The sequence below is a fragment of the Paracoccus zeaxanthinifaciens ATCC 21588 genome (genome assembly GCF_000420145.1).
Classification (GTDB): domain Bacteria; phylum Pseudomonadota; class Alphaproteobacteria; order Rhodobacterales; family Rhodobacteraceae; genus Paracoccus; species Paracoccus zeaxanthinifaciens.
In genome coordinates this window covers 252,427-277,637 of record NZ_ATUJ01000001.1, presented here as the reverse complement: position 1 = coordinate 277,637, position 25,211 = coordinate 252,427, and the positions used below count along the sequence as shown (strand labels likewise).

Here is a 25,211-nt window from a genome sequence, read left to right as displayed (position 1 = left end):
CCCCGATCCAAGGGTTAGCACCCCCCGACAGGCTGCGGAAGCGCCGTAACATTTCGTTGGAATTCCGAAAAACTGCGGCAATGATTGCTGCAGACAGTGGCGGAACGTCGTCATGGGCAGGGGAGGCCCGTGGCGACAGGCGCGTTCCGCGCACCGAGGGAGGAGACATGACGGAAAGCCAGGCGCCTGCGGGCGAATTGCGTTCCATACCCGCGCTTCTGGCGCGGAACGTGGCCCGCTTCGGCCACAGGCCGGCCTATCGCGAGAAGGAATACGGCATCTGGCAGAGCTGGACCTGGTCCGAGGCCGCCGACGAGATCCGCGCCCTGGCACTGGGGCTGCTGGGGCTGGGGCTGCGTCCGGGCGATCATGTCGCCATCATCGGTCGCAACCGGCCCGCGCATTACTGGGGCATGGTCGCGGCGCAGATGTGCGGCGCCGTGCCCGTTCCGCTGTATCAGGATGCCGTCGCCGAGGAGATGGCCTATGTGCTGGGCCATTGCCGCGCGCGCTTCGTCATCTGCGGCGACCAGGAACAGGTGGACAAGGTCCTCGAGGTCGCCCGCACCGTCGAGGGGATCGAGCAGATCCTCTATACCGACAAGCGGGGCATGCGGAAATACGACCATTCGCGGATGAACGCGCTGGCCGATGTCCAGGCCGAGGGCCGGGCCGCGAAGCAGCGCCTGCAGGGCGAACTGGACGCGCGCATCGCGGCGCTGGATTACGACGCGACCTGCGTCATGCTCTATACCAGCGGGACGACGGGCAAGCCCAAGGGCGTGGTCCTGTCCAACCGCAACATCATCGAGACCGCGAAGAACAGCGCCGATTTCGACCGGCTGGACCGGAGAGAGGAGATCGTCGCCTATCTGCCGATGGCATGGGTGGGCGATTTCATCTTCTCGATGGGGCAGGCCATGTGGTGCGGCTTCACCGTGAACTGCCCCGAAGGGGCGCACACGATGATGACCGACCTGCGCGAGATCGGCCCGACCTATTTCTTCGCGCCGCCCCGCGTCTTCGAGGGGCAGCTGACCAGCGTGATGATCCGCATGGAGGATGCGGGCCGCCTGAAGCGCGCCATGTTCGAACGCTTCATGAAGGTCGCCCGCCGCGTGGGGCCGCAGCTTCTGGACGGGCAGCGGGTGGGGATCGGCGACCGCATCGCCTACGGGCTGGGGAACCTGCTGGTCTTCGGACCGCTGAAGAACACCTTGGGCTACAGCCGCATCCGCGTGGGTTACACCGCGGGCGAGGCGATCGGCCCCGAGATCTTCGATTTCTACCGCAGCCTCGGGATCAACCTGAAGCAGCTCTATGGCCAGACCGAGGCATCGGTCTTCATCACCCAGCAGCCCGACGGGCAGGTGCGCTCCGATACGGTCGGCGTGCCCAGCCCCGGCGTCGAGGTCCGCATCGCGGACAGCGGAGAGGTCTTCTATCGCAGCCCCGGCACCTTCGTCGAATATTTCGACAACCCCGACAGCACCGCATCGACCAAGGATGCGCAGGGCTGGGTCGCGACGGGCGATGCGGGCTTCTTCGAGGAAGGCAGCGGCCATCTGCGGATCATCGACCGCGCCAAGGACGTGGGCAAGATGGCCGACGGGTCGATGTTCGCGCCCAAATATGTCGAGAACAAGCTGAAGTTCTATCCGGCGATCCTCGAGGCGGTGGTGATCGGCAACGGGCGCGACTTCTGCACGGCGATGCTGAACATCGACCTGACGGCGGTGGGCAACTGGGCGGAACGCAACAACATCGCCTATGCCAGCTACCAGGAACTGGCGGGCCATCCGCAGGTCTATGCGACGCTGCGCGAGCATGTCGAGGCGGTGAACCGCTCCGTGGCCGACGACCCGATGCTGTCGGGCTGCCAGATCCACCGCTTCCTGATCCTGCACAAGGAACTGGACCCCGACGACGGAGAGATGACGCGCACCCGCAAGGTCCGTCGCGCCGTCATCAACGAGAAGTTCCACGACCTGGTCGACGCGCTCTATGACGGCAGCACCGAGGTCCGCACCGAAACCGAGGTCACCTACGAGGACGGCCGCAAGGGCAGCATCAAGGCCGTGCTGCGGATCGAGGACGTTCCCGTCTTCGGTCAGGCCAGCGCACGGAAGGTGGCGGCGGAATGAACAGCATGACCGACGAATACGTGACCGAGGACGGCCGCCGCATCGGCGGGACCGTCATGGACCTGCGCAACATCACCCTGCGCTTCGGCGGCGTGGTGGCGATCAAGGACATCAGCTTCGACATCCGCCAGGGCGAGATCCGCGCGATCATCGGCCCGAACGGGGCGGGCAAGTCCTCGATGCTGAACGTCATCTCGGGGTTCTATGTCCCCCAGGAAGGCGAGGTCTGGTTCAAGGGCTATCGCCGGGGGCCGATGAAGCCCTACCAGGTGGCGCGGCTGGGCATTGCCCGCACCTTCCAGAACATCGCCCTGTTCGACGGGATGAGCGTTCTGGACAACATCATGACCGGGCGCCTGAACCGCATGAAGTCGGGCTTCCTGTCGCAGGCGATGTGGTGGGGCCGCGCCGAGCGCGAGGAGATCGAGCATCGCGAGGCGGTCGAGAAGATCATCGACTTCCTCGAGATCCAGAACATCCGCAAGACGCCGGTTGGGCGGCTGCCCTATGGCCTGAAGAAGCGGGTCGAGCTGGCCCGCGCGCTGGCCGCCGAACCGCAGCTTCTGCTGCTGGACGAGCCGATGGCCGGCATGAATGTCGAGGAGAAGGAGGACATGTCCCGCTTCATCCTGGACGTGAACGACGAGTTCGGCACCACGATCTGCCTGATCGAACACGACATGGGCGTGGTGATGGACCTGTCCGACCGCGTGGTCGTCATGGATTACGGCCGCAAGATCGGCGACGGCACCCCCGACGAGGTGCGCAACAACCAGGACGTCATCGACGCCTATCTGGGGGTGGCCCATGACTGACCGCTTCTTCCCGGCCCCGAAAGGACGCATCTGATGGACCAGCTTATCTTTGCCGGAGAAGTCTTCCTGAACGGGTTGATGACCGGCGTCATGTACGCGCTGGTGGCGCTGGGCTTCGTTCTGATCTTCAAGGCCTCGGGGGTGTTCAACTATGCCCAAGGGGTGCTGGCGCTGTTCGCGGCGCTGACGCTGGTGGGCATCCAGCAGGGGCAGATCCCCTTCGCCCACCTGATCAACGCGGCCTTCGGCACCAGCCTGCACCATTTCGGCTGGACCGTTCCCGCGGTCCTCGCCATCGCGCTGACCGCGGGCGTCATGGTGCTTCTGGCCTTCCTGATCGAGAAGCTGGTCCTGAAGCATCTGGTGGGCCAGGAACCCATCATCCTGTTCATGGCGACGATCGGGCTTGCCTATTTCCTGGAAGGCCTGGGCGACGTGATGTGGGGCGCGGACATCAAGACGCTGGACGTAGGGCTGCCGCAGGGCATTTCCGACGCCATCGAGTCCACGACCGCGAACTGGTTCGGCTATGGCTTCTTCATCGACCGGCTGGACATCTGGGCCACGGTCATCGCGGCGGCGCTGGTCGCGGCGCTGGTCGCCTTCTCGCAATACACCAAGCAGGGGCGCGCGATGCGGGCGGTGGCCGACGACCACCAGGCCGCGCTGTCGGTCGGCATCAGCCTGCGCTTCATCTGGGTGATGGTCTGGTCCATCGCGGGCTTCGTGGCACTGGTCGCGGGCATCATGTGGGGCACCAAGTCGGGGGTGCAGTTCAGCCTGTCGCTGATCGCGCTCAAGGCGCTGCCGGTGCTGATGCTGGGGGGCTTCACCTCGATCCCCGGCGCCATCGTCGGCGGGCTGATCATCGGCGTGGGCGAGAAGCTGTTCGAGTTCCTGATCGGCCCCATGGTCGGCGGCGCGACCGAGAACTGGTTCGCCTATGTGCTGGCACTGCTGTTCCTGGTCTTCCGTCCGCAGGGCCTGTTCGGCGAACGCATCATCGAGCGGGTGTGACAATGGCTGACATCAACGAAACCCGGATGATCGAAGGGGCATCGGCATGATCTATCGCGAGGCTGGCGACTTCAAGACGAGCTACCGCTCGGACGGGCAGACCTTCCCGATCCGGCTGGACCGCTGGGGATATTACGCGGTGCTGGCGGTGGCCTTCGGGGTGCTTCCCTTCGTCATCGACGACTACTGGGCGAACGCGGTCTTCGTGCCGTTCCTGATCTATGCGATCGCGGCACTGGGGCTGAACATCCTGACCGGGTATGCAGGCCAGGTCAGCCTGGGGACCGGCGGCTTCATGGCCGTCGGCGCCTATGCGGTCTACAAGCTGATGACGGCATTCCCCGACATCAGCGTCATGATCCACATCCTGCTGGCGGGTGGGATCACCGCGGGGGTCGGCGTGCTGTTCGGCCTGCCCAGCCTGCGCATCAAGGGCTTCTATCTTGCGGTGGCGACGCTGGCCGCGCAGTTCTTCCTGGTGTGGCTGTTCAACAAGGTGCCGTGGTTCTACAACAACTCGGCCTCTGGGCAAATCACGGCCCCGACGCGCACGGTCCTGGATATCGCGGTGACCGGTCCGACGGCGACGGCGCCCGCGAAATACCTGACCTGCCTCGTCTTCGTGGTGGCGCTGGCATGGGTCGCGCGGAACCTGACGCGCGGCACCATCGGGCGCAAGTGGATGGCCATCCGCGACATGGACATCGCCGCCGAGATCATCGGCGTGAACCCCCTGGCCGCGAAACTGTCGGCCTTCGCGGTCAGCAGCTTCTTCATCGGCATCGCGGGCGCGCTCTTGTTCGCCGTCTACCTGGGCGCGGCCGAGGTCGGAGAGGCCTTCGGCATCAACAAGAGCTTCCTCGTGCTGTTCATGATCATCATCGGGGGGCTGGGCAGCATCTTCGGCAGCTTCGCGGGCGCGGCATTCCTGGTGCTGCTGCCGGTGCTGCTGAAGAACACGCTGGTCGGCGGCTTCGGATGGCCCACCGACCTTGCCGCCCATATCGAGCTGATGGTGGTGGGGGCGCTGATCGTGACCTTCCTCATCGTCGAACCCCACGGCCTTGCGCGGCTGTGGCAGCTGGCCAAGGAGAAGCTGCGTCTCTGGCCGTTCCCGCACTGAACCGACCGCCTTCGAAGACCGGGCAACCGGCAGAACATCTCTGGGAGGAGAAAACCGATGAAGACGACTGTCCCCGCACTGGCCGCCGCGATGCTGATGGCCGCAAGCCCGGTCATGGCCGACCTGGTGGTGCCGAACATGTCCTATCGCACCGGGCCCTATGCGGCGAACGGCATCCCTTATGCCGACGGGTTCGCGGATTACTTCACGCTGCTGAACGAACGCGACGGCGGCATCGGCGGGCAGCTGATCCAGGTCCCCGAATGCGAGACGGCCTACAACACCGAGAAGGGGGTCGAGTGCTACGAGTCGCTGAAATCGCAGGACCCGCTCGTGCTGAACCCCCTGTCCACGGGCATCACCTACCAGCTAATCCCGAAGGTCTCGGTCGATGACATCGTGCTGTACACGCCGGGCTACGGGCGGACCTCGGCCAAGAACGGCGAGGTGTTCGAATGGGTCTTCAACGCGCCCGCGAACTACTGGGACGGGGCCTCGGTCGCGGTCAGCCACATCCTGGACCAGGAAGGCGGCGATCTGTCCGGCAAGAAAATCGCGCTGGTCTATCACAACAGCGCCTATGGCAAGGAACCGATCCGCACCCTGCAGGGCCTGTCCGAGAAGCACGGCTTCGACCTGCTGGAGATCCCGGTCGACGCGCCCGGCCAGGAACAGAAGTCGCAATGGTTGCAGATCCGCCGCGAGAAGCCGGATTACGTCATCATGTATGCCTGGGGCGTCATGAACCAGGTCGCCATCCAGGAGGCCGTGAACATCCGCTTTCCGATGGACAAGTTCATCGGCATCTGGTGGTCGGGGTCCGAGAACGACGTGACGCCTGCGGGCGCGGGGGCCGACGGCTACAAGTCGCTGACCTTCCACGGCGTGGGGCAGGACTATCCTCTCTATGACGATCTGCGGACGCATGTGATCGACGCGGGCAAGGCCGCGGGCGCGGGCGACCAGATGGGCAACGTGATCTATTCCCGCGGCGTCTATGCGGCACTCGTGATCGCCGAGGCCATCGCCAAGGCGCAGGAACTTGCCGGCACCCCCGAGATCGACGGCGCGCAGCTGCGCGACGGCTTCGAGGCGCTGGAGATCACCCCCGAGCGCATGGCCGAGCTGGGCCTGCCCGATTTCGGCCAGCCCATCGCGCTGAGCTGCGACAACCACGGCGGGGCGGGCCTTGCGCGCATCCAGCAATGGGATGCGGGCGCGGGCGAATGGAGCCTGATCACCGACTGGATCGAACCCGATGCCGAGATCCTGCAGCCGCTGATCGACGAGGACAGCACCGCCTATGCCCAGGAAGCCGGCATCGAGCCGCGCTGCAACTGATGCGACACCGGGCCGGCGGTCGATCCGCCGGCCCGCCACGCGGGAAAGGGACGCCCATGTTCGACGCCGAACCACAAGAGAGCCTGCTCGAGGTGAACAACGTCGAGGTCATCTACAACCACGTCATCCTGGTGCTGAAGGGCGTCAGCCTGTCGGTCCCCAAGGGCGGGATCACCGCGCTGCTGGGCGGCAACGGGGCGGGCAAGACGACCACGCTCAAGGCCATCTCGAACCTTCTGGCCAGCGAACGCGGCGAAGTGACGAAGGGGTCGATCAGCTATCGCGGGGATCGCGTGTCCGACCTGAACCCGGCGGCGCTGGTCAAGCGCGGCGTCATCCAGGTGATGGAGGGCCGCCACTGCTTCGAGCACCTGACCGTCGAGGAGAACCTGCTGACCGGCGCCTATACCCGCAGCGACGGGGCGGCGGCGGTCAAGCGGGATCTGGAGATGGTCTACGACTATTTCCCGCGCCTGCGCGAAAGGCGGCGCAGCCAGGCGGGATACACCTCGGGCGGGGAACAGCAGATGTGCGCGATGGGTCGCGCGCTGATGTCGCGCCCCGAGATGATCCTGCTGGACGAGCCCTCGATGGGGCTGGCCCCGCAGCTGGTCGAGCAGATCTTCGAGATCGTGAAGGCCGTGAACGAAGGCGAGGGGACGACCTTCCTTCTGGCCGAGCAGAATACCAACGTCGCGCTGCGATACGCCCATTACGGATACATCCTGGAAAACGGGCGCATCGTCATGGACGGCCCCGCCGCCCAGCTGCGCGAGAACCCCGACGTCAAGGAATTCTACCTGGGCATGTCGGACGAAGGGCGAAAGTCCTTCCGCGACGTGCGCAGCTATCGCCGGCGCAAGCGCTGGCTGGCCTGAAGGACGAAGCCATGAGCCATTACGACGACCAGGAGACCCGTGACCATGCGGCACGGGCCGAGGCCCTTGCGACCGTTTTGCCGGCCGCCATCGGGCGTGCCAGGACCGCTCCGGCGCTTGCACGGCTGCTGCGCGATGTCGATCCGGCCAAGGTGACGGATCGCGACGCGCTGGCCCGCCTGCCGGTCATCCGCAAGTCCGAGCTGTCGGCCGCGCAGAAGCGCCAGCCCCCCTTCGGCGGCTTCACCACGCGGCTGCCGTCGGAATTCGACCATGTCTTCCAGAGCCCCGGCCCCATCTATGAACCGGGCAGGCGCGACGGCGACTGGTGGCGGCTGGGCCGGTTCCTGCACGCATCGGGCGTGGGGCGCGGCGACATCGTGCAGAACTGCTTCGGATATCACCTGACGCCCGCCGGCATGATGTTCGAGAGCGGCGCGCGTGCCGTCGATGCCGCGGTCCTGCCCGCGGGCGTCGGCCAGACCGAGCTGCAGGTCCGCGCCGCCGTCGATATCGGAACGACCTGCTATGCGGGCACGCCCGATTTCCTGAAGGTGATCCTGGACCGTGCCGACCAGATGAACGAACGGCTGTCCTTCACCCGTGCCGTGGTCGGGGGCGGTGCGCTGTTCCCGTCGCTGCGCGAGCTTTACGCGGACCGGGGGATCGTCACGCGGCAATGCTATGCCACGGCGGATCTGGGCAATATCGCCTACGAATCCGAGGCGCTCGAGGGGATGATCGTGGACGAAGGCGTCATCGTCGAGATCGTGCGCCCCGGCACCGGCGATCCCGTCCCCGATGGCGAGGTGGGCGAGGTCGTGGTCACGACGCTGAACCCCGACTATCCGCTTATCCGCTTCGCGACGGGCGATCTGTCGGCGGTGATGCCGGGCGACAGCCCCTGCGGGCGGACCAACATGCGCATCAAGGGGTGGATGGGTCGCGCCGACCAGACGACCAAGATCAAGGGCATGTTCGTGCGCCCCGAGCAGGTCGCGGCGCTTGTCGCCCGCCATCCCGAGATCGCGCGCGCCCGCGTCATCGCCGACCGGCAAGGAGAGATGGACGTGATGACCGTGCAGCTCGAGACCGCCGCGCAGGGGGGCGATTACGACGCCACGATCATGGACACGCTGAAGCTGCGCGGCCAGGTCCAGCTGATGGCCCCCGGCAGCCTGCCCAATGACGGGCGCGTCATCGAGGATCGGCGCAACTACGACTGACCGAATGCGGGGCATTTGACCGACCGCCTTGCGTGATGCGGCCCTTCGGCCAATCTGGGGCATCGGATCAGATCGGGGTGTGTCATGGCTGCGGGACGGAAAGCGTCGCCCATCATCATCAAGCGCGTCGACGGCGCGCCCGAGGCGGGCCATCACGGCGGCGCATGGAAGGTGGCCTATGCCGATTTCGTGACGGCGATGATGGCCTTCTTCCTGCTGATGTGGCTGCTGAACGCCACGACCGAGGAACAGCGCAACGGGCTGGCGCAGTATTTCTCACCCTCGGTGACGAAGACGCCGGGCGCGGGCAGCGGCATCTCGGGCGAGGGGACCGAACACGGCGTGCGCCACGCGATCGAGGCCCCGCTGCCCGACAGCGAGAAGGCGGGCGATTTCGAGGAGACGGCGAAGGCGGTGCAGGATGCGCTGACCGGAACGGGCGCTGAATCCATGCAGATGACGAACCTGCTGAAGCATGTCGTGACCCGCATGACCGACGAGGGGCTGGTGATCGAGGTCGGCGACCTGACCGCCGCGCCACTGTTCATCGAGGATACGGCCCAGCCCACGCCCACGCTGATGGCGCTGGCGGGCGTTCTGTCGCGGGTGCTGGACCATACGCGCAACCAGCTGGGGGTGGCGGGGCATGTCCGCTCCTATCCCGAGATGCTTGTCGCGTCGCCCGTCTGGGCGCTGTCGGACGCGCGTGCGCACGCGATGCGCAACCTGATGGAGGGGCGCGGCTTCGATCCCGACCGGTTCGAGCGGGTCACCGGCTATGCCGACCGGCGGAACCGGTCGTCGAACCCGATGGACCCCGGCAACAACCGGATCGAGGTGATTTTACTGAGATGAACCTGCGGACGCCCCGGGATTAACCGAATCTTGAATCTTGGACGGCAAGCTGACGGCAACAGCGTTTCATAAGGATTGCCGTCCATGTCCATGTCCTCTGCCATGAATGCCAGCGTCGCGGGCCTGTCGGCGAACTCGTCCCGCCTGGGAACGATTTCCGACAATATCGCGAATGCCTCCACCTTCGGCTACAAGCGGGTCACGACCGAATTCGACTCGATGGTCGTGGGCAGCGGCGCGGGCCTGTACACGGCGGGCGGCGTCAGGGCCAGCACGCAGCGCATCGTCGACCAGGAGGGCGCGATCGTCACATCCTCCAGCGCGCTGGATCTTGCGATGTCGGGGCGGGGCATGCTGCCCGTGACCAGTATCACGGACGTGACCAATGGCGGCACGCTCGGCATGATGATGACGCGCACGGGATCCTTCGCGCCCGATGCGAACGGGGTCCTGCGGACCGCGAACGGGCTGGTGCTGATGGGATGGCCCACGACCGCGGATGGCGATACCGGGGCCGTGTCGCGCGACACGGCAGCGACGCTGCAGCCGATCCGCATCGACGCGAACACGCCCGTCGGCGACCCGACGACCGAGGTGTCCCTGGGCCTGAACCTGCCCGCGACCGAGACCCGCCCCGATGGCAGCACTGCCGCCCTTCCGCTGAGGGTCGAGTATTTCGGCAATCTCGGCACGACCGAGTCGCTGGACATCCGCTTCACCCCCGTCCAGTCCAATCCCGACGGCATGTCGAACACCTGGACCGTCGAGATCGACGACAGCCAGTCCGCCACCAACCCGATCGCGACCTTCACCGTCACCTTCGATTCCAGCCAGGCGAATGGCGGGGCGATCCAGTCGGTCGTCGCGACCTCGGGCGCGGCATACGACGCGGCTTCGGGGACGATCCCGCTGACGGTCGGCGGCGGCCAGATCGACCTGTTCGTCGGTACCCCGACCAGCAGCGGCGGGCTGAAGCAGTTGGCGGCAGGGTTCTCGCCCTCGAACATCGCGAAGAACGGATCGCCCGTGGGCAAGCTGGTGAATGTCGAACTGGACGAGCAGGGCTTCCTGATGGCGACCTATGACACCGGCGCGGTCAAGTCGCTCTACAAGGTGCCGGTCGTGGATGTGCCGAACCTCAATGGGCTGGTGGCGCAGGAAGGACAGGCGTTCGTCGCATCGCCCGAATCCGGCGGCTTCTACCTGTGGGACAGCGGCGACGGGCCGACCGGCACGATCACCGGCTATGCACGCGAAAGCTCGACCACGGATATCGCGCAGGAACTGACCTATCTGATCACCACGCAGCGGGCCTATTCCTCGAACGCGAAGATCATCCAGACCGTGGACGAGATGCTGCAGGAAACCACGAACATCAAACGCTGACCGCAACCCGCGCAGGAGATACGGGATGAGCATTGCACAGGCCATTTCCAGCGCGATGTCGGGTTTGACCGCCACCGCACGTGGAACCGAGACGGTGGCCGCCAACCTGGCCAACGCCATGACGCCCGGCTATGCCCGGCGCGAGACCGTCGTCAGCGCGCAGACGCAGGGCGGCGCGGGCGGGGTGCGCGTGGACGGCATCGCGCGGATCGTGAACGCGACCCTGCTGAACGAAAGCCGGATCGCGTCCTCGGCCAGCAACGAGGCGCGCGTCATCTCGGCCTTTCAGGGCGCGATGGAAACCCGCATCGGCCTGCCCGGAGAGCCTGCGGCCCTGAGCACCGCGCTGAGCGATTTCCAGACGGCGCTGGCCTCGGCCGCGACACGCCCGGATGACGAGATCCGGCTGACCCAGCTGGCCAGCGCGGCCTCAGCCCTGGCGGGGCGGCTGAACGGCGCATCGGATGCCGTGCAGGCCGCGCGCGGGGCCGCGCAGACCGCGATCGCCGCCGATATCGAGACGCTGAACGCGTCCCTTGCGCGGGTGGCCTATCTGAACACGCGCATCGCGGCGCTGGACGCCGACGGGACCGACGCCTCGACCCTGCGGGACGAACGGCAGGTGGCAATCGATCGCATCGCGGGGATCGTTCCCGTGCAGGAGGTCGCGCGCGAGGGCGGCAAGGTCGCATTGTTCACGGCAGGCGGTGCGGTGCTGCTGGACGGGAACCTGCCCGCCACCTTCGGCTTCCAGGGCGACGGTCAGGTCACGGCGGACCAGTCGTTGGGCGCAGGGCTGAACCTTCCGACCTTCAACGGCAAGCCGCTGGAAGAGGGCCAGATGAAGCTGTTCGCGGGCGGCTCGCTGTCGGCGCAGTTCGAGATCCGCGACCAGCTTGCCCCCCAGATGCAGACCGAACTGGATGCGCTGGCGATGGACCTGCGCGACCGGTTGCAGGCGGCGAATGGCGACGAGGTCTTCGTCGATCCGATCGGCGGCGATCCGGTCGGGATCGCGGGCCGGATCGCGCTGAACCCGCTGGCGGACACGCGTGCCAGCGGAAATCCGGCGTGGCTGCGCGACGGCTTCGGGGGCGGTCCGGCAAATGCGGCAGGCGATGGCAGCCGCATCGGCGGCATGATCGCCGCGCTGGAGGATGCCGCAGATCCCGCAGGCAGCGCTGGCCTGTCGGGGCGGGCGACGCTGGCCGATCGCTTCGGCACGGTCGAGGCCCGCGTCTCGACCCGCCGGATCGAGGCCGAGGGCGATCTCGCGATCCGGCAGAGCCGGGTCGAGACGATCTCGGGCAGCCTGCTGGCCGATGGGGTCGATACCGATGCCGAAATGCAGAAACTGCTTCAATACGAACAGAGCTATGCCGCCAATGCCCGCGTCCTCGTGGCCATCGACGAAATGCTCGACCAGATCCTGAGGATGTGACCATGACCGTGACGGGAACCGGCGATCAGGCCCGCGCCTATGCATTGCAGCTGTCGACGAACCGGCTGAAGGCGACGATGAACACCCTGACCCAGGAGGTGGCCTCGGGGCAGGTCGCGGATCTGGGGCAGCGCGTCCAGGGCAATACGCGCACGCTGAACGATATCGAGACCCGGCTGGCGGGGACGCGGCAGCTGCAGCAGAACGCCAGCGAGGCCGCGAACCAGCTGGAGGGGCTGCAGAACATCTTCGAGGCCGTGCGGCTTGGCACGGGCAACCTGGGGATCGAGCTGGTCTCGGATCCGCTGCTGGAGGGCGGCTTCTCGTTGCAGACGCGGATCGGGCAGGTGGCGACCACCTTCGAGACCGTCGTCCAGCAGCTGAACGGCATGAATGCGGGCCGTTACCAGATGTCGGGGACCGCCACGGACACGCGGCCGCTGCCCTCTGCGCAGGAAATGCTGGACCAGCTGATGATCGCGGTCGGCGGGGCGACGGATGCGGCCTCGGTGCAGGCGGCGGTCTCGGGCTGGTTCGACGCGCCCGCGGGCGGGTTCATCGACAGCGCCTATCGCGGGAATACGGATGCGCGGACGATCCCGGTATCCGAAGGGGTCGAGGTCGCGATCACGACGAATGCCGCCAGCCAGGGGGTGCGCGACCTGCTGAAGGGCCTTGCCACGATCGCGCTGATGGATCGCGGTGTGCTGGCGGGCGACAAGGCTGCACAGGGCGAACTGGTGCGCGCGGGCGGGCAGGCGATGATCGCCGCCGACACCGCCATCCTGACCGAGATGGGCAGCATCGGCCTGAAGCAGGAGGTCGTCGAACGTGCCCGCGTGACGAATACCGCGGCAATTTCCACATTCGAGATCGCGCGCACCGATATCCGTGGCGCCGACGCCTTCGAGACCGCTGCCGCCCTGACCGAGGTCGAGGGCCAGCTCGAGGCGCTCTATGCGGTGACGGCCCGGCTGTCGCGCCTCAGCCTTGTGGACTACCTGCGGTGAGGGGGCTGGTTTCGGCGATCCTGATCTGGCTGACGCTGGCCGGCTCCGTCGCGGCTGTGCCGGTCCGCATCAAGGATCTGGCGGATTTCGACGGGGTGCGCGGCAACGACCTGGTCGGCTACGGCCTTGTCGTGGGCCTCGACGGGACGGGCGACGGCTTCCGCAACGCACCCTTCACCGAAGAGATGCTGGCCGGCCTGCTGGAGCGGCTGGGCGTGAACGTGACCGATGACGCGTTGCGGTCCAAGAACGTCGCCGCGGTGATCGTCACGGCGACCCTTCCGCCCTTCGCGCGGTCGGGCAGCCGGATCGACGTGAACGTGTCGGCCATCGGGGATGCGGGCAGCCTGCTGGGTGGCACGCTGGTGATGACCCCGCTGAAGGCCGCGGATGGCAACATCTATGCCGTGGCGCAGGGGTCGATCATTGCCGGGGGCGCCGCGGCTGCGGGCGATGCCGCGCGCGTGGTCGAGGGGGTGCCGACGACCGGCAAGATCCCCGTCGGCGGCCGGGTCGAGCGCGAGGTCGAGTTCGACTTTGCCGGCATCGACAATATCCGCATCGCGCTGCGCAACGCGGATTTCACGACCGCCACGCGGGTCGAGGACGCGATCAACCGCGATTTTAATCGGCAGCTTGCGATCACCCAGGACAGCGGAACGATCGTCGTGAACTTCCGCAACCTGGGGGATGTGAACCCGGCGCGCGTCCTCGGGCGGATCGAGAACCTCACGATCGAGCCCGAGGATCGCGCCAAGGTCGTCATCGACCACAAGTCCGGCACCATCGTCGTGGGCGAACGCGTGCGGATTTCCAGGGTGGCGGTATCGCAGGGGAACCTGACGCTGCGCGTGGCCGAGGCACCCGTCGTGTCGCAGCCGAACCCGTTCGCGCAGGGCGAAACCGTGACGGTGCCCCGCACCGCCGTCGATCTGCAGCAGGAACCGGGCCTCGGTTTCGTCGAGGTCGCGGGCGAGACGAACCTGTCGGACCTGGTCGCGGGTCTGAACGCGTTGGGCGTCCGTCCGCGGGACATGATCGACATCCTCAAGTCGATCCATGCCGCCGGCGCGCTTCACGCCGACCTGATCGTCGAATGACCCCTAGCGGGGGCGCCAGGCCCCCGCCACCGCCGAGGCATAGAGCGCGGTCGTCCCCGCCCTCGTCTGTCGATAGAGGCCCGCCTGCCGCAGCAATGCCGCGCAGCGCGGGCCCTTGGCCGCCTGGGCATCGCAGAAGGTTTCGAACACGCGCCTGTTCGCAGGGGTCAGAAGATCCGCGACAGGGGCGATCGCCTCGCGGTTGGCCCGAAGCCAGTCGCCGTAATCCCCCGACATCAGCTTGCGCAATCGCAGTGCCATCGCCAGCGCCGTATCGTTCCGGCCGACCTCGGACCGGCCATGCTGGCGATAAAGCAGGCAGGGCTTCGGATCGTGGACCAGCCGAGCGCCTGCACCCGAGGTGACCTGATACGCCCACCAGTCATGCGAGGGAACCTGCGCGCGGATGGCCGAAGGCGCAGCGATCCGCAGCAGGCGCACGGCATCCGCCGAGAAGACCGAGGCGTTCCCCGCCATGATCGCCTGCACCAGCGCGTTCCGGAACCCGAGCGGCCTGCGGAAATACCGCGACCCCGTCAGCGGATGCAGGTCCTGGTTCGCGATGATCGTGCGCGCGGCGTAATGGACGGGCGCATCGGTCGCCACATGTGTCGCCGCGCGCGCCAGCTTGTCCGGAAACCAGTGATCGTCCTGATCGCAGAAGGCCATCGCGGCGCCTTCGGGAACCTCGTCGATCATCGACAGGAAGTTCATCGTCGCGCCTTGGCGGGGCCCGCGCCGGATGCGGACCTGGCCCGCCGGGCGCGACGCGGCAAAGTCGGCGGCGATACGCGGCGTCGCATCGGTCGATCCGTCATCCGAGATGACCAGCGACCAGTCGCGATGCGTCTGCGCCGCGATGCTGGCAAGCTGCCGTGGCAGATGCTCGGCCCCGCGATAGGTGGCAAGAAGGATGGTGATGTGCTGCGGCATGTGTCCCGACCGGATGCGCTGGTTGCATCGCTTGTGGCGCGGGCGGCTGGACATGACAAGGCCGCGCCCCCTGGCGGGGCGCGGCATCATGCCGGTCGGGATCAGCCCTGCTGGCGGGCGATGTCCTCGATCAGGACGGCGTCGATGGGCAGGTCGGTCACGCCCCGGGCGGCCTTCAGCAGGTCGTCGCGCAGCTGCGCGAGGTTGCGATCCACCGTGTAGTTGCCGTCGAACCCGCCGGTATTCGCATGGATCATCAGCTGCCGCAGAAGCGCGTCGCGCAGCGAATGCTCCTTCTTCTCGACGGCCTCGACGCTCTCGGCCCCGGTCCGCAGCGTCAGCGTCAGCACCATGATGTCGTTCATGGTCCCGCGACGCACCAGCGGCACGAAGAATTGCGAGGGGAAGGTGAAATAGGTCTCGGCCGTCGGGTCCTCGGACGGCTTGGCCTCGGCATGGGGCGGGTCGCCCTCGGGCGGGGCGGGGCGCAGCATGTCGCCCGCCATCGCCCCCCCCACAAGGGCGATCAGCGGCAGGGCGATCGGCAGAAGCTTCTTGATCATCGGGTCACCTCAATAGGGAAGCAGGATGTCGGCGATCTGCTGGCCGTAGCGCGGCTGCTGCACGTCGGTGATCTGCCCGCGCCCGCCATAGCTGATGCGCGCGCCCGCGATGCGGTCATAGGCGATCTCGTTCTGGCGGTCGATGTCGCCGGGGCGGACGAAACCGCTGACGGTCAGCTCGCGCAGCTCGAAGTTCACGCGCACCTCCTGGGTGCCCTCGATCTGCAGGGTGCCGTTGGGCAGCGTGTCGATGACGGTCGCGGCGACCCGCAGCGTCAGCCGGTCGCGCCGCGAGATGTTGCCGCTGCCGCGATAGGTCGAGGACGAGGACGCATCGGCCAGCTCGTCCATGCTGGCCCCCTCGGGCAGCTTGCGGTCCAGGCGCTGCGGGATGCCGGCCATCTGCGGGATCGACACGCTGTCCTTCGAGGTCCGGTTGCGACCGCTGCTGTTGGACAGCTCGGCGCTGTCGTCGATCTCGATCACGACGGTCAGGATGTCGCCGCGGATCGCCGCACGCCGGTCGCTGATCAGCGACGACCCGCCCCCCGCCCACAGAGAGGCCGCGGCCTCGGGTCGGCCGGAATCGACCGGCAGGTCCAGCGGCGGGTTCGTCATCGCCATGAATTCCTCGGTCTGGTGGATCGGGGTCAGTTCGGGCGCCTGGCCGACCTGGGCCGCGCGACCGCAGGCGGTCAGCGTCAGGGCCAGCGCAAGGAAATGGGCGGGTTTCACGGACATTCTGTCTTCCTTCGGATGGGGTCAGCGCGGGACGGACAGGCTGCCGTCGGGCATGACCTGCGCGGTGATCTGGGTTTTCGAGGCAAGGTTCATGGCGCGGATCAGCTCTCCCTCGGCGCCGTCGGACAGGGCGCGGGCCTCGGTGTCGATGCGCAGCGATCCGCGCTGGAAGCTGAGCCGGACGATCTGGTTGCGCCCGATCAGGCGGGGTGCCTGCAGCATGTTGGCATGCAGCGGGCGTCCCTCGTAGACGGTGATGCGCGTCTGCATCCCGATCGCGGCCGAGGGATCGGTCAGCCCCGGGCGGTCGGTATCGATCACGCGCAGATCGGCCGCGGTGACGACGGTGCCGGCGGGCAGGGTGCGCGCCGCGCCCAGGCCCCCCGCGCAGGCGATGCCGGGCATCAGCGCCAATGCGATGAACAGGCCCCGCATCAGCGCACCTGCACCGTGGCGCCCAGCATCTGGTCGGCGGCGGTGATGACCTTGGCGTTCAGCTCGTATCCGCGCTGCGCCTTGATCAGTTCGGTGATCTCGCGCACCGCATCGACCGAGCTTTCTTCCAGATAGCCCTGCCGCAGGGTGCCCAGGCCCTCCTCGCCCGGATTGACGACCTGCGCGCCGCCGGATGCCGCCGTCTCGATGAACAGGTTCGATCCGATCGCCTCGAGGCCCTTCTCGTTGGAAAACCCCGCAAGGGTGATCTGGCCCAGCAGTTCGGGTTCGACCCGGTCGGCGAAATAGGCGTGCACCTCGCCCCCGGCATTGATCGATATGGCACGTGCGTCGTCCGGTATCGTGATGTTCGGCACCAGCGGATAGCCGTCCGAGGTGACGATCAGCCCGTCCGCGGACCGCTTCAGCCCCCCGTCGCGGGTATAGCCCGAGATGCCGGACGGCAGCGTCACTTCCAGGTATCCGCCGCCCTCGATGGCAACGTCCAGATCGCCGCCGGTCTGGGCCAGCCCGCCCTGTTGCAGGTTCACGCTGACGGCGGTGGCGCGCACGCCCAGGCCCAGCTGGACGCCTGCGGGGATCACTGTCCCGTCGGCGGCGGTCACGCTGCCGGGGCGGGCGGCCTGCTGGTAATGCAGGTCCGCGAATTCGGCACGGCGGGCGTTGTAACCGGTGGTGGACATGTTCGCGAGGTTGTTCGAGATGACCTCGACGCGGGTCTGCTGCGCGCTCATGCCGGTGGCGGCGATCTGAAGGGCTCTCATGGGGGTTCCTTAACGGGTCATGGCGGTGATCGCGCCGCGGATGCGCTGATCCTCGCGGTCCAGAAGGCTCTGGCCCAGCTCGTAGGCGCGCTGGACCTCGATCATGCGGGTGATCTCGAAGACGGGATCGACGTTCGATTCCTCGAGGAAGCCCTGGCGGATGCGGGCATCCTCGGCGGGTTCGGGATTGCCCGTGAAGGCGAAGGACGTGCCGCCCTGACGGGTCAGGTCCTGCGGATCGGGCGCGGCGAAGACGCCCACGCGGCCGAAGGGCACCCCGTTTGACGACAGCGTCCCGTCAGCGCCCACCACGACATTCGCGGCCCCGGCGGGCAGGATGATCGGGGCCTGCCCCTCGTCCATCAGGCGGTGCCCGTCCGAGGTCATCAGCTCTCCCTCGGGCGAGGGGGTGAAGGCGCCCGCGCGCGTCAGGCGCAACCCCTCGGGGGTTTCGACCATGAAGAAGCCGTCGCCCTCGATCGCAAGGTCCATCTTGTTGCCGGTCTGCGTCAGGACGCCCTGCTGCAGGTCCAGAAGCCTGCCGCGCGCATGGGCCATCGACAGCGTGTCGCCGCGCCCGTCCACGGCGGACAGATGTTCGGCGAAGATCACGCCCTCGCGGCGGAAGCCCGCGGTGTTCGCATTGGCGATGTTGTTGGCCACCACCCGCATTTCGGCCAGAAGTCCCGATTGGCGCGTCAGCCCGGCATAGATCGCGTTGTCCATGGCTCAGCTTCCCGCGACCAGGGGGATGACCTCGCCCAGGTAGAAATCTGCAAGCGCGGTGGTCATGAAGCTCATCGAAACCCAGAAGACGACCAGCATCAGGCCCACCTTGGGCACGAAGGTCAGCGTCATCTCCTGGACCGAGGTCAGCGCCTGGAACAGGCCGATGACGACGCCCGCGACCAGCGCGACGCCCAGCAGCGGGGCCGAGATGCGCACCGCGATCAGCAGCGCCTGGCGCAGCATGTCGAACAGGATCGCGTCGCCCATCAGACCGGCATCCTCAGGATTTCCTGGTAGGCCTCGACCACCTTGTCGCGGATGGCGGTGACGGTCTGCATCGCCAGCTCGGCCTCGGCGATGGTCTGGACCAGCTGGTGCGTGCTGCCCTGGCCCGTCATCGCGGCGGTCGCGGCCTGGTCGACCTGCGCCATCTGGGCGGCGAATTCCTCGGCGGCCTGTCCGGCGCGGGCAAGGGGGGCCGCGGTCGCGTCGGGGGCGACGGCGGCGCGGGCGGCGCTGTAGGCGCTGGCGGCATTCATTGTGGTGATCATGGGGTTCTCCTCAGCGGCGGATCAGGTCCAGAAGCGCGCCGCTCATCTCGCGGCTCTGCTCGAACATGCGCAGGTTGGCTTCGTAGCTGCGCCCGGCTTCGCGGGCGTCGGCCAGCTCGATCACGAGGTCCACGTTCGAGCCGTCGTAATAGCCCTGGGCATCGGCCATCGGATGCGCGGGGTCGTGGATGCGGGGCAGGGCGCCGCGGTCCAGCTGGACCGGGCCAGCCGCGACCTCGCCCGTGGGGCGGCCCATGGCGACGGCCTGTTCGAACGCGACCAGCTTGCGGCGGTAGCCCGGCGTGTCGGCATTCGCGATGTTTTCGGCGCTGTGACGCAGACGTTCGGACTGCGCCCGCATCCCCGAGGCCGCAAGGCGCAGGGGCGAGATGGGTTCGCTCATTCTGATCTTCCCTTGGTTCAGTTCCGGCCGAGGCCGCTGCGCATCAGGTCCAGCCCCGACCGATAGACGGCCAGCGACAGGTCGTGCTGACGCTTCACGTCGGCCGCGCGGACCAGTTCCTCCTCGAGCGAGACGGAATTGCCGTTAGGCGACATGGGCGTCGCGGTTTCGGCAAGGCGCGCGGCGCCGGGCGTCCAGTCGGGCGCGGGCAGGTGGCGCGGATCGCTGACGCGCAGCGCGGTTCCCTGCGCGAAGCTTTCCTCGAACTCGCCCAGGTCCGTCGCGCGGTAACCGGGCGTGTCCGCATTGGCGATGTTGCGGGCGGTGGCGACATGCCGGTCCGCCGCATGGGCGGTCAGGGCGCGGGCCATCCGCATCATCTGGATATTCTCAAACATGAGGCTTCTCCTCTGTCTCGATAAACCCGGTCTTAACCCCGAGTCGTTTAGAAAACGTTTCGTGAACCGGGAAAATCTGCGGGGACGGAATGGACAGACTTCACTCGATCGCCGCGCGCATCGCGCAGATGCCGGTGCTGCGGCATCACGGGCGCGTCAGGCAGGTGCATGGCGGCCTCGTCTCGGTCGAGGGGCTGCGCGCCTCGGTCGGGGATCGCGTGGCGATGGCGCGCGACTCGCGCCCGCTGGAGGGCGAGGTGGTGGGCCTTGGGCCGCGCCACGCCCATGTGCTGCCCGAAGGCCCGACCGAGGGGCTGGCCGTGGGGGCCGATGCGGAACTGCTGCCCGCACCCCGGATCGCGCCCTGCGATGCCTGGATCGGGCGGATCATCGACCCGTTCGGACTGCCGCTGGACGGGCGCCCGCTGATGCAGGGCGGATCCACCCGCGAATTTCGTGCCGATCCGCCCCCGGCCGCGGGCCGCAAGCGCCTTGGCGGGCGGCTGGTGACGGGGCTTGCGGTCTTCGACACGCTGCTGCCGCTGGTCGCGGGCCAGCGGATCGGCCTGTTCGCGGGATCGGGTGTGGGCAAGTCCACGCTGCTGTCGCAGATGGCGCGGGGCGTGCAGGCCGATGTCGTGGTGATCGCGATGATCGGCGAACGCGGGCGCGAGCTGCGCGAATTCGTCGAACGCACACTCGGCCCCGAGGGGATGGCCCGTGCCGTGATCGTCGCTGCCACGTCGGACCGCTCGCCGCTGCTGCGCCGTCGCTGCGCATGGGCCGCGATGGCTGTGGCCGAACATTTCCGCGACCAGGGCCGGCACGTGCTGTTCCTGGCCGATTCCATCACCCGCTTCGCCGAGGCGCATCGCGAGATCGCGCTGGCCGCAGGCGAACCCGCCAGCTATCGCGGCTTTCCGCCCTCGGTCTCGAACCTGATCATGGCGCTGGCGGAACGCGCGGGGCCGGGGCCGGAAGGGGCGGGCGACATCACCGCCATCTTCAGCGTCCTCGTCGCCGGTTCGGACATGGAGGAACCGGTGGCCGACATCCTGCGCGGCACGCTGGACGGTCACGTCGTACTGGACCGGGCCATTGCCGAACGGGGGCGCTTTCCGGCCATCGACATCGTGCGATCGGTTTCTCGGTCGCTGCCCGATGCGGCGACGGCCGAACAGAACGCCCGGATCGCGCGGGCGCGCGCCGCGCTCGGGGCATTCGCCGAATCCGAGCTGATGATTCGCGCGGGCCTGCATGCGCCCGGCTCGGATCCGCGGCTGGACGAGGCGGTGAAGCTGCAACCGCAGCTGGACGAATTCGCCGCGATGCGCAGTGCGGGCATCGACGAAAGCTTTGTCGCGCTGGACCGGGCGCTGCGAATTTCCCCAGGACCACGGAACCGCGGCTGATTGATGAATGTTAGAAAGGCTGTCGAAGCATTGAACCTAACAACTTGATTTGCCAGTTTTCCGCCGTCGCGGAAAGGAGCGGCAGACATGGCGATAACAGAGTACTTCATCCGCTTTCTCCAGCGGCGCGACATCCTGAGCGAACGTGACCTGGAACGCCTGAGGGCGATCCAGACCACCCATGTCAGCTATGGCCCCGGAGAGGTGATCGTTCCGCGCGAACGGGACGCCCATCGCAGCTGCATGATGCTGCGCGGCATGTCCGCGCGGTCCCATCAGCTGGTCGGGCGTCCCGACGATCGCGTGATCACGGCACTGCACGTGCCGGGCGATTTCGTGGACCTGCACGGATTCGTCCTTGCGGGGCTGGAACATTCGGTCGTGGCCGTGGGCCATGCCGAGGTCGAGTTCATCGACCATGCCGAGCTGTCCGAAATCACCGAGAATTTTCCTCACCTGACCCGCCTTCTGTGGATGGCGACGCTGATCGACGCGGCCATCCACCGCCAATGGCTGGTCGCGGCGGCCAGCCTGCGGTCCAGCGCGCATCTGGCGCATCTTCTGTGCGAGATCTACACCCGCCTGAACGCCGTCGGAGCGGCATCGCAGAACCAGTTCTTCCTGCCGCTTCTGCAGCGCGAACTGGCCGAGATCCTGGGATATTCCCCGATCCACGTGAACCGGGCCGTGCGCGACCTGCGCGACCGGGGGCTGATCCGCTGGACCGGGACCGAGATCACGATCCTCGACTGGCCGGGGCTGGCGGCGCTGGCGCGGTTCGATCCGACCTACCTGGACCTCGAACGCCACGGACGCTGATCACTGGCACAGCCGCCAGTCGCCGTTGCGCCGCGCCAGATCCAGGTGCAGGTGATCGTCATGCGCCGCGTTCGCGCCCGGTCCCAGAACGGTCGTGAAATACAGGCAGGCCGAGGCCCGCGCGCTGCGCTGGAAGGCCATCGCCAGGTCCCCCTCTCGTGGTTCGATGTCGATCGCGGTGCCATCGTCGAAGACGAAGCGGGTGATGTCGATCGCGCTGCCGGTCGAGTGTTCCGAGGGTTTGGGGTCGTCCTTGCCGGTGCCGACGCGGTCGCGGCAGAGATGGCCGGGGCCGGTGTCCAGCTGCGTCAGGCGGGGTGCGCCGGGCAGGGCGGCGGCGGCGGGCTTCAGCGCGCGGTCTGCCCACAGCGCAAGCGCGCGGGCCGTGTCGCATTGCAGGACGGGCTCGGCCGGCAGCGCGATCTCGGGGGACAGGCGCATCAGGCGGACGGGGTCTGGAACGGCGCAGTCGCCATCGCCCTGCGGGTCCAGCCTTTCGTATCGCGCGCCGAAATGCTGCAGGGCCAGGTCGCAGGCATCGCCCGCGGTGGCGGCGCCGGCCAGCGCCGACCAGATGGCGACGATGACCGGCAGGGCCCTCATTCGGTGGCCTGATCCAGCGGCGGCACGACGAAGCCCTCGGGCAGCACGCTGTCCAGCGCATCGGTCAGCGGATCGGCCTGGGGATCCGGCTGGGGGGCCAGCTCCTCGCGCGTGTCCTCGGGGGTCTGCTGGGGCTGGACCGGATCGGCGGGCAGGGTCAGCGGCTGCGCGGGCACGGGTGCGGCCGGGGTCGGCTGCGTCTCGGCCGGCAGGCTCAGGGGCGTGTCCACGGGCATGTCGGTGGCGGGCACGCCCCGGTTCAGCGCATCGGCGATGGTCGTGCCCGTCGGCAGGAACTCGACCGAGGTGCCGCCGATGGAGACCAGCTTGGCCAGTTCCTCGGCATCCCAGTTCGTCAGCCGCACACACCCGTTCGAGGCGTTGTGGAACAGCTGCGACGGCGTCGGCGTGCCGTGGATCCCGTAGGTCGGCTTCGACAGCCCGATCCAGACCGAGCCGACCGGACCGTTCGGCCCCGGCGGCACGATCAGCGGCTTGTCGTTGTCGCCCTGCCGGAAGTTGACGTTCGGGTTGTAGGTATAGTTCGGGTTCACCGCCACCGTCCGCACGTCATGCGCCCCTTCGGGCGAGGGCGTCGCGGACGAGCCGATCGTGGCGGGATAGTCGACGACCATGTTGCCGTTCGCATCGTATCCCGCGACGCGGCGGGTCGCCTTGTCGATCAGGATGCGCGCCACGCGCCCGCGGATCGGCGGGTTCGGCGCCATGACGCGGATCACCTCTCCGGGGGTGAAGGTCGCGCCGGGGTTCAGGATCGCGATGAAGCGTTCGTCCATGTGGAAACGCTCGGCCAGGCGTTCGGCCACGCTGGTATGGGCCATGGCCGTCATCTGCGCCTTCTCGGCGTAATCGGTGGGGATGGCATCGACCAGCCCCTGCGCGTCGGCTTCGGTGATGGTATAGTCCTGCGTCGCCGGACGTTCGGCATAGGCCTGCAGCAGGTTCCAGACATGCGGGTCCAGCACGCCGTCCATGGGCAGGCTGGCGCGACGTTCGAACGCCATCAGCGCGCTGCGGCTCATCTCTCCCTTGTAGCCGTCGATGACGCCGGGCGAGGTGCCCGAGCGGTCCAGCAGGATCTGCACCTTGGCCGTCAGCGCAGAGCGCCCGCCGGGCAGGTCGCCGCCACCGAACTGTGCGGCCTCGATGGCCTCGGCGGTCAGGGGGGCGTCCTGCGCCTGGACCATGGTGGCGGTCAGGGCAAGCGCAAGAAGGGCGGGGGCCAGCTTGGTCGGCATGGGGTGGAAAACTCCGGTATCGGGCGGGGCGATTATGGCGGTTGGGCGGAAATCCGCCAGATACCCCGCCGGTCACGATCCGGTCAATGAAACATTAACGTCCTGCACGATCTGCAAATTTTCACCGTTGATTTCCACTATGCGGAATGCAATCCTGCCAGTTGAAACGGAGGAGGTTTCATTCATGTCCACGCAGTCTTACCGGACTGCGCTGGTTGCGGCGGGGCTTTGCGGCCTCGTGGCCGCGCCTGCGCTGTCGCAGACCACGCTGATCTACGGAGAACCCGGCCCCAATCGCGGCGCAAGATCCGAGGCGACCCAATGGTTCGCCCAGGAGGTCGAGCGCCTGACCGAGGGGGACCTGAAGCTCGACATCACATGGGGGGGTGCGCTGTTCTCGGAGAAGGCCGCCGTCCAGTCGCTGCGCGACGGGGTCGCGGATCTGGGCAGCGTCATCGGCGTCTATTTTCCGCAAGAGATGGTCGCCTATGGCATCGCCGATCTGCCGGTGAACAATCCCGACCCCTGGGTGGGCATGAAGGCCACCGACACGCTGATGCGCACGAACGAGCAGATCCAGGCGAATCTCGCGCAGCAGAACCTGGTCTATGTCGGCACCTACACGACCTCGGCGGTGCAGATGGGCTGCAAGGGCGATGCGGTCGCATCGGTGGACGACATCGCGGGCAAGAAGGTCCGGGGCGTCGGCGCCTATGGCCAGACCTTCCGCGACCTGGGCGCCACGCTGGTCGACATGACCGTCTACGAGGCCTACCAGGGCCTGGAAAGCGGGCTGATCGATTGCACGCAGACCTATTCCTACCTGGTCAAGTCGCTGAAGTTCGACGAGGTCTTCGACAGCTACACCTTCATCGACTGGGGGCAGATCGGCGCCCTGGGCATCATGATGAACAAATCGATGTTCGACGCGCTGGAGCCTGCGCAGCAGGACGCCATCATGACCGCGGGCGAGGGCCTTGCCGACGAGTTCGGCCGCATCATCGAGGCCGCGAACGAGGAATCCGTCGCCATGCTGGAAGAGCAGGGCAAGGAGATCGTCCGCATGTCCGACGAGGATCGCGCCAAGATGGCCGAGGCCGGGCAGAAATACCTGGACGAATGGGTCGAACGCGCGAATGCCTCGGGGCTGGATGGCGCGGCGCTGCTGGACGAATACCGCGGGCTGATCGAGCAGTACAGCCAGGAGGCCGAGACGCAGGGCTACCCCTGGGAACGCGGCTGAT

At 67.5% G+C, this 25,211-nt stretch carries 27 protein-coding genes; 15 read left to right on the top strand and 12 right to left on the bottom strand.

The features are described 5' to 3' along the window. Window positions 1-167 precede the first annotated feature (167 nt). The 12 genes from F804_RS0101435 to F804_RS0101380 all read left to right on the top strand — a co-directional run bounded on the left by F804_RS0101435 (window position 168) and on the right by F804_RS0101380 (window position 14,336). Window positions 168-2,144: an AMP-binding protein gene (locus F804_RS0101435; RefSeq protein ID WP_022705964.1), complete on the top strand. Its 1,977-nt coding sequence runs from the start codon at window positions 168-170 to the stop codon at window positions 2,142-2,144. Then, the gene (locus F804_RS0101430) at window positions 2,141-2,959 is read left to right on the top strand and encodes an ABC transporter ATP-binding protein (RefSeq protein WP_022705963.1); all 819 of its coding nucleotides are present in this window, start codon (window positions 2,141-2,143) and stop codon (window positions 2,957-2,959) included. Before F804_RS0101435 ends, F804_RS0101430 begins: the two co-directional genes overlap by 4 nt. Window positions 2,960-2,989: 30 nt before the next feature. Next, complete coding sequence (locus F804_RS0101425; protein ID WP_028725479.1) at window positions 2,990-3,976, top strand: branched-chain amino acid ABC transporter permease; 987 nt, start codon at window positions 2,990-2,992, stop codon at window positions 3,974-3,976. Window positions 3,977-4,022: 46 nt separating this feature from the next. Next, window positions 4,023-5,099 (top strand): branched-chain amino acid ABC transporter permease, encoded by a 1,077-nt coding sequence (locus F804_RS0101420; protein WP_022705961.1) that lies wholly within the window; start codon window positions 4,023-4,025, stop codon window positions 5,097-5,099. A 57-nt stretch (window positions 5,100-5,156) separates the two neighbouring features. Beyond that, on the top strand, window positions 5,157-6,440 hold the full coding sequence (locus F804_RS0101415) for an ABC transporter substrate-binding protein (RefSeq protein ID WP_022705960.1): 1,284 nt from the start codon (window positions 5,157-5,159) through the stop codon (window positions 6,438-6,440). Between the two features lie 56 nt (window positions 6,441-6,496). Continuing rightward, the gene (locus F804_RS0101410; RefSeq protein WP_022705959.1) at window positions 6,497-7,318 is read left to right on the top strand and encodes an ABC transporter ATP-binding protein; all 822 of its coding nucleotides are present in this window, start codon (window positions 6,497-6,499) and stop codon (window positions 7,316-7,318) included. Window positions 7,319-7,329: 11 nt separating this feature from the next. Continuing rightward, window positions 7,330-8,544: a phenylacetate--CoA ligase family protein gene (locus F804_RS0101405; RefSeq protein WP_022705958.1), complete on the top strand. Its 1,215-nt coding sequence runs from the start codon at window positions 7,330-7,332 to the stop codon at window positions 8,542-8,544. 84 nt (window positions 8,545-8,628) lie between these two features. After that, window positions 8,629-9,399, top strand: coding sequence for an OmpA/MotB family protein (locus F804_RS0101400; RefSeq protein ID WP_022705957.1), 771 nt, complete (start codon window positions 8,629-8,631; stop codon window positions 9,397-9,399). Between the two features lie 84 nt (window positions 9,400-9,483). Continuing rightward, window positions 9,484-10,785 (top strand): flagellar hook protein FlgE, encoded by a 1,302-nt coding sequence (locus F804_RS0101395; RefSeq protein WP_022705956.1) that lies wholly within the window; start codon window positions 9,484-9,486, stop codon window positions 10,783-10,785. 25 nt (window positions 10,786-10,810) lie between these two features. Continuing rightward, window positions 10,811-12,226, top strand: a complete 1,416-nt coding sequence (flgK, locus tag F804_RS0101390; RefSeq protein WP_022705955.1) for a flagellar hook-associated protein FlgK — start codon at window positions 10,811-10,813, stop codon at window positions 12,224-12,226. Between the two features lie 2 nt (window positions 12,227-12,228). Further along, window positions 12,229-13,236, top strand: coding sequence for a hypothetical protein (locus F804_RS0101385; protein ID WP_022705954.1), 1,008 nt, complete (start codon window positions 12,229-12,231; stop codon window positions 13,234-13,236). A 5-nt stretch (window positions 13,237-13,241) separates the two neighbouring features. Continuing rightward, window positions 13,242-14,336 carry a flagellar basal body P-ring protein FlgI gene (locus tag F804_RS0101380; RefSeq protein WP_156845188.1) on the top strand — a complete coding sequence of 365 codons (1,095 nt, stop codon included), beginning with the start codon at window positions 13,242-13,244 and terminating at the stop codon, window positions 14,334-14,336. Window positions 14,337-14,339: 3 nt separating this feature from the next. On the opposite strand, the gene F804_RS0101375 is transcribed toward F804_RS0101380, so the two are convergent. Genes F804_RS0101375 through F804_RS0101330 form a run of 10 tightly spaced genes read right to left on the bottom strand, consistent with a single transcriptional unit; the run spans window position 14,340 to window position 19,874 of the window. Then, a complete protein-coding gene (locus F804_RS0101375; RefSeq protein ID WP_022705952.1) occupies window positions 14,340-15,359 on the bottom strand; it encodes a glycosyltransferase in 1,020 nt (339 codons plus the stop codon). A gap of 11 nt (window positions 15,360-15,370) precedes the next feature. Next, complete coding sequence (locus F804_RS0101370) at window positions 15,371-15,832, bottom strand: flagellar basal body-associated FliL family protein (RefSeq protein WP_022705951.1); 462 nt, start codon at window positions 15,830-15,832, stop codon at window positions 15,371-15,373. A 9-nt stretch (window positions 15,833-15,841) separates the two neighbouring features. After that, window positions 15,842-16,573 (bottom strand): flagellar basal body L-ring protein FlgH, encoded by a 732-nt coding sequence (gene flgH / locus F804_RS0101365; RefSeq protein ID WP_022705950.1) that lies wholly within the window; start codon window positions 16,571-16,573, stop codon window positions 15,842-15,844. Between the two features lie 21 nt (window positions 16,574-16,594). Further along, window positions 16,595-17,008, bottom strand: a complete 414-nt coding sequence (flgA, locus tag F804_RS0101360) for a flagellar basal body P-ring formation chaperone FlgA (RefSeq protein WP_022705949.1) — start codon at window positions 17,006-17,008, stop codon at window positions 16,595-16,597. Next, window positions 17,008-17,793: a flagellar basal-body rod protein FlgG gene (flgG, locus tag F804_RS0101355; RefSeq protein ID WP_022705948.1), complete on the bottom strand. Its 786-nt coding sequence runs from the start codon at window positions 17,791-17,793 to the stop codon at window positions 17,008-17,010. The genes flgA and flgG overlap by 1 nt, the downstream gene beginning before the upstream one ends. 9 nt (window positions 17,794-17,802) lie before the next feature. After that, the gene (locus F804_RS0101350; protein ID WP_022705947.1) at window positions 17,803-18,519 is read right to left on the bottom strand and encodes a flagellar hook-basal body complex protein; all 717 of its coding nucleotides are present in this window, start codon (window positions 18,517-18,519) and stop codon (window positions 17,803-17,805) included. Between the two features lie 3 nt (window positions 18,520-18,522). Continuing rightward, window positions 18,523-18,789, bottom strand: coding sequence for a flagellar biosynthetic protein FliQ (locus F804_RS0101345; protein ID WP_022705946.1), 267 nt, complete (start codon window positions 18,787-18,789; stop codon window positions 18,523-18,525). Next, complete coding sequence (gene fliE / locus F804_RS0101340) at window positions 18,789-19,073, bottom strand: flagellar hook-basal body complex protein FliE (RefSeq protein ID WP_022705945.1); 285 nt, start codon at window positions 19,071-19,073, stop codon at window positions 18,789-18,791. The genes F804_RS0101345 and fliE overlap by 1 nt, the downstream gene beginning before the upstream one ends. A 10-nt stretch (window positions 19,074-19,083) precedes the next feature. Beyond that, complete coding sequence (gene flgC, locus F804_RS0101335) at window positions 19,084-19,476, bottom strand: flagellar basal body rod protein FlgC (RefSeq protein ID WP_022705944.1); 393 nt, start codon at window positions 19,474-19,476, stop codon at window positions 19,084-19,086. Between the two features lie 17 nt (window positions 19,477-19,493). Beyond that, on the bottom strand, window positions 19,494-19,874 hold the full coding sequence (locus tag F804_RS0101330; protein WP_022705943.1) for a FlgB family protein: 381 nt from the start codon (window positions 19,872-19,874) through the stop codon (window positions 19,494-19,496). An 89-nt stretch (window positions 19,875-19,963) separates the two neighbouring features. On the opposite strand from F804_RS0101330, the gene F804_RS0101325 reads away from it, so the two are divergent. Together F804_RS0101325 and F804_RS0101320 are read left to right on the top strand one after the other, a co-directional pair. Next, window positions 19,964-21,286, top strand: coding sequence for a FliI/YscN family ATPase (locus tag F804_RS0101325; protein WP_022705942.1), 1,323 nt, complete (start codon window positions 19,964-19,966; stop codon window positions 21,284-21,286). Between the two features lie 87 nt (window positions 21,287-21,373). Beyond that, the gene (locus F804_RS0101320) at window positions 21,374-22,105 is read left to right on the top strand and encodes a Crp/Fnr family transcriptional regulator (protein ID WP_022705941.1); all 732 of its coding nucleotides are present in this window, start codon (window positions 21,374-21,376) and stop codon (window positions 22,103-22,105) included. Here the strand turns inward: F804_RS0101320 and F804_RS15270 are convergent, their stop codons facing one another. Both F804_RS15270 and F804_RS15265 read right to left on the bottom strand, forming a co-directional pair. Continuing rightward, window positions 22,106-22,708, bottom strand: coding sequence for an extensin-like domain-containing protein (locus F804_RS15270; protein WP_022705940.1), 603 nt, complete (start codon window positions 22,706-22,708; stop codon window positions 22,106-22,108). It lies immediately after the preceding gene. Beyond that, window positions 22,705-23,967 carry a L,D-transpeptidase family protein gene (locus tag F804_RS15265; protein ID WP_022705939.1) on the bottom strand — a complete coding sequence of 421 codons (1,263 nt, stop codon included), beginning with the start codon at window positions 23,965-23,967 and terminating at the stop codon, window positions 22,705-22,707. Before F804_RS15265 ends, F804_RS15270 begins: the two co-directional genes overlap by 4 nt. A 184-nt stretch (window positions 23,968-24,151) precedes the next feature. On the opposite strand from F804_RS15265, the gene F804_RS0101305 reads away from it, so the two are divergent. Beyond that, window positions 24,152-25,210 carry a C4-dicarboxylate TRAP transporter substrate-binding protein gene (locus F804_RS0101305; RefSeq protein WP_022705938.1) on the top strand — a complete coding sequence of 353 codons (1,059 nt, stop codon included), beginning with the start codon at window positions 24,152-24,154 and terminating at the stop codon, window positions 25,208-25,210. Window position 25,211: the final 1 nt, after the last annotated feature.

What these genes read in the sequence shown, in the direction of transcription:
- F804_RS0101435 (WP_022705964.1), top strand. Translation starts at nt 168, where the DNA reads ATGACGGAAAGCCAGGCGCCTGCGGGCGAATTGCGTTCCATACCCGCG.
- F804_RS0101430 (WP_022705963.1), top strand. Translation starts at nt 2,141, where the DNA reads ATGAACAGCATGACCGACGAATACGTGACCGAGGACGGCCGCCGCATC.
- F804_RS0101420 (WP_022705961.1), top strand. Translation starts at nt 4,023, where the DNA reads ATGATCTATCGCGAGGCTGGCGACTTCAAGACGAGCTACCGCTCGGAC.
- F804_RS0101415 (WP_022705960.1), top strand. Translation starts at nt 5,157, where the DNA reads ATGAAGACGACTGTCCCCGCACTGGCCGCCGCGATGCTGATGGCCGCA.
- F804_RS0101410 (WP_022705959.1), top strand. Translation starts at nt 6,497, where the DNA reads ATGTTCGACGCCGAACCACAAGAGAGCCTGCTCGAGGTGAACAACGTC.
- F804_RS0101405 (WP_022705958.1), top strand. Translation starts at nt 7,330, where the DNA reads ATGAGCCATTACGACGACCAGGAGACCCGTGACCATGCGGCACGGGCC.
- F804_RS0101400 (WP_022705957.1), top strand. Translation starts at nt 8,629, where the DNA reads ATGGCTGCGGGACGGAAAGCGTCGCCCATCATCATCAAGCGCGTCGAC.
- F804_RS0101395 (WP_022705956.1), top strand. Translation starts at nt 9,484, where the DNA reads ATGTCCATGTCCTCTGCCATGAATGCCAGCGTCGCGGGCCTGTCGGCG.
- flgK (WP_022705955.1), top strand. Translation starts at nt 10,811, where the DNA reads ATGAGCATTGCACAGGCCATTTCCAGCGCGATGTCGGGTTTGACCGCC.
- F804_RS0101385 (WP_022705954.1), top strand. Translation starts at nt 12,229, where the DNA reads ATGACCGTGACGGGAACCGGCGATCAGGCCCGCGCCTATGCATTGCAG.
- F804_RS0101375 (WP_022705952.1), bottom strand. Translation starts at nt 15,359, where the DNA reads ATGATGCCGCGCCCCGCCAGGGGGCGCGGCCTTGTCATGTCCAGCCGC.
- F804_RS0101370 (WP_022705951.1), bottom strand. Translation starts at nt 15,832, where the DNA reads ATGATCAAGAAGCTTCTGCCGATCGCCCTGCCGCTGATCGCCCTTGTG.
- flgH (WP_022705950.1), bottom strand. Translation starts at nt 16,573, where the DNA reads ATGTCCGTGAAACCCGCCCATTTCCTTGCGCTGGCCCTGACGCTGACC.
- flgA (WP_022705949.1), bottom strand. Translation starts at nt 17,008, where the DNA reads ATGCGGGGCCTGTTCATCGCATTGGCGCTGATGCCCGGCATCGCCTGC.
- flgG (WP_022705948.1), bottom strand. Translation starts at nt 17,793, where the DNA reads ATGAGAGCCCTTCAGATCGCCGCCACCGGCATGAGCGCGCAGCAGACC.
- F804_RS0101350 (WP_022705947.1), bottom strand. Translation starts at nt 18,519, where the DNA reads ATGGACAACGCGATCTATGCCGGGCTGACGCGCCAATCGGGACTTCTG.
- F804_RS0101345 (WP_022705946.1), bottom strand. Translation starts at nt 18,789, where the DNA reads ATGGGCGACGCGATCCTGTTCGACATGCTGCGCCAGGCGCTGCTGATC.
- fliE (WP_022705945.1), bottom strand. Translation starts at nt 19,073, where the DNA reads ATGATCACCACAATGAATGCCGCCAGCGCCTACAGCGCCGCCCGCGCC.
- flgC (WP_022705944.1), bottom strand. Translation starts at nt 19,476, where the DNA reads ATGAGCGAACCCATCTCGCCCCTGCGCCTTGCGGCCTCGGGGATGCGG.
- F804_RS0101330 (WP_022705943.1), bottom strand. Translation starts at nt 19,874, where the DNA reads ATGTTTGAGAATATCCAGATGATGCGGATGGCCCGCGCCCTGACCGCC.
- F804_RS0101325 (WP_022705942.1), top strand. Translation starts at nt 19,964, where the DNA reads ATGGACAGACTTCACTCGATCGCCGCGCGCATCGCGCAGATGCCGGTG.
- F804_RS0101320 (WP_022705941.1), top strand. Translation starts at nt 21,374, where the DNA reads ATGGCGATAACAGAGTACTTCATCCGCTTTCTCCAGCGGCGCGACATC.
- F804_RS15270 (WP_022705940.1), bottom strand. Translation starts at nt 22,708, where the DNA reads ATGAGGGCCCTGCCGGTCATCGTCGCCATCTGGTCGGCGCTGGCCGGC.
- F804_RS15265 (WP_022705939.1), bottom strand. Translation starts at nt 23,967, where the DNA reads ATGCCGACCAAGCTGGCCCCCGCCCTTCTTGCGCTTGCCCTGACCGCC.
- F804_RS0101305 (WP_022705938.1), top strand. Translation starts at nt 24,152, where the DNA reads ATGTCCACGCAGTCTTACCGGACTGCGCTGGTTGCGGCGGGGCTTTGC.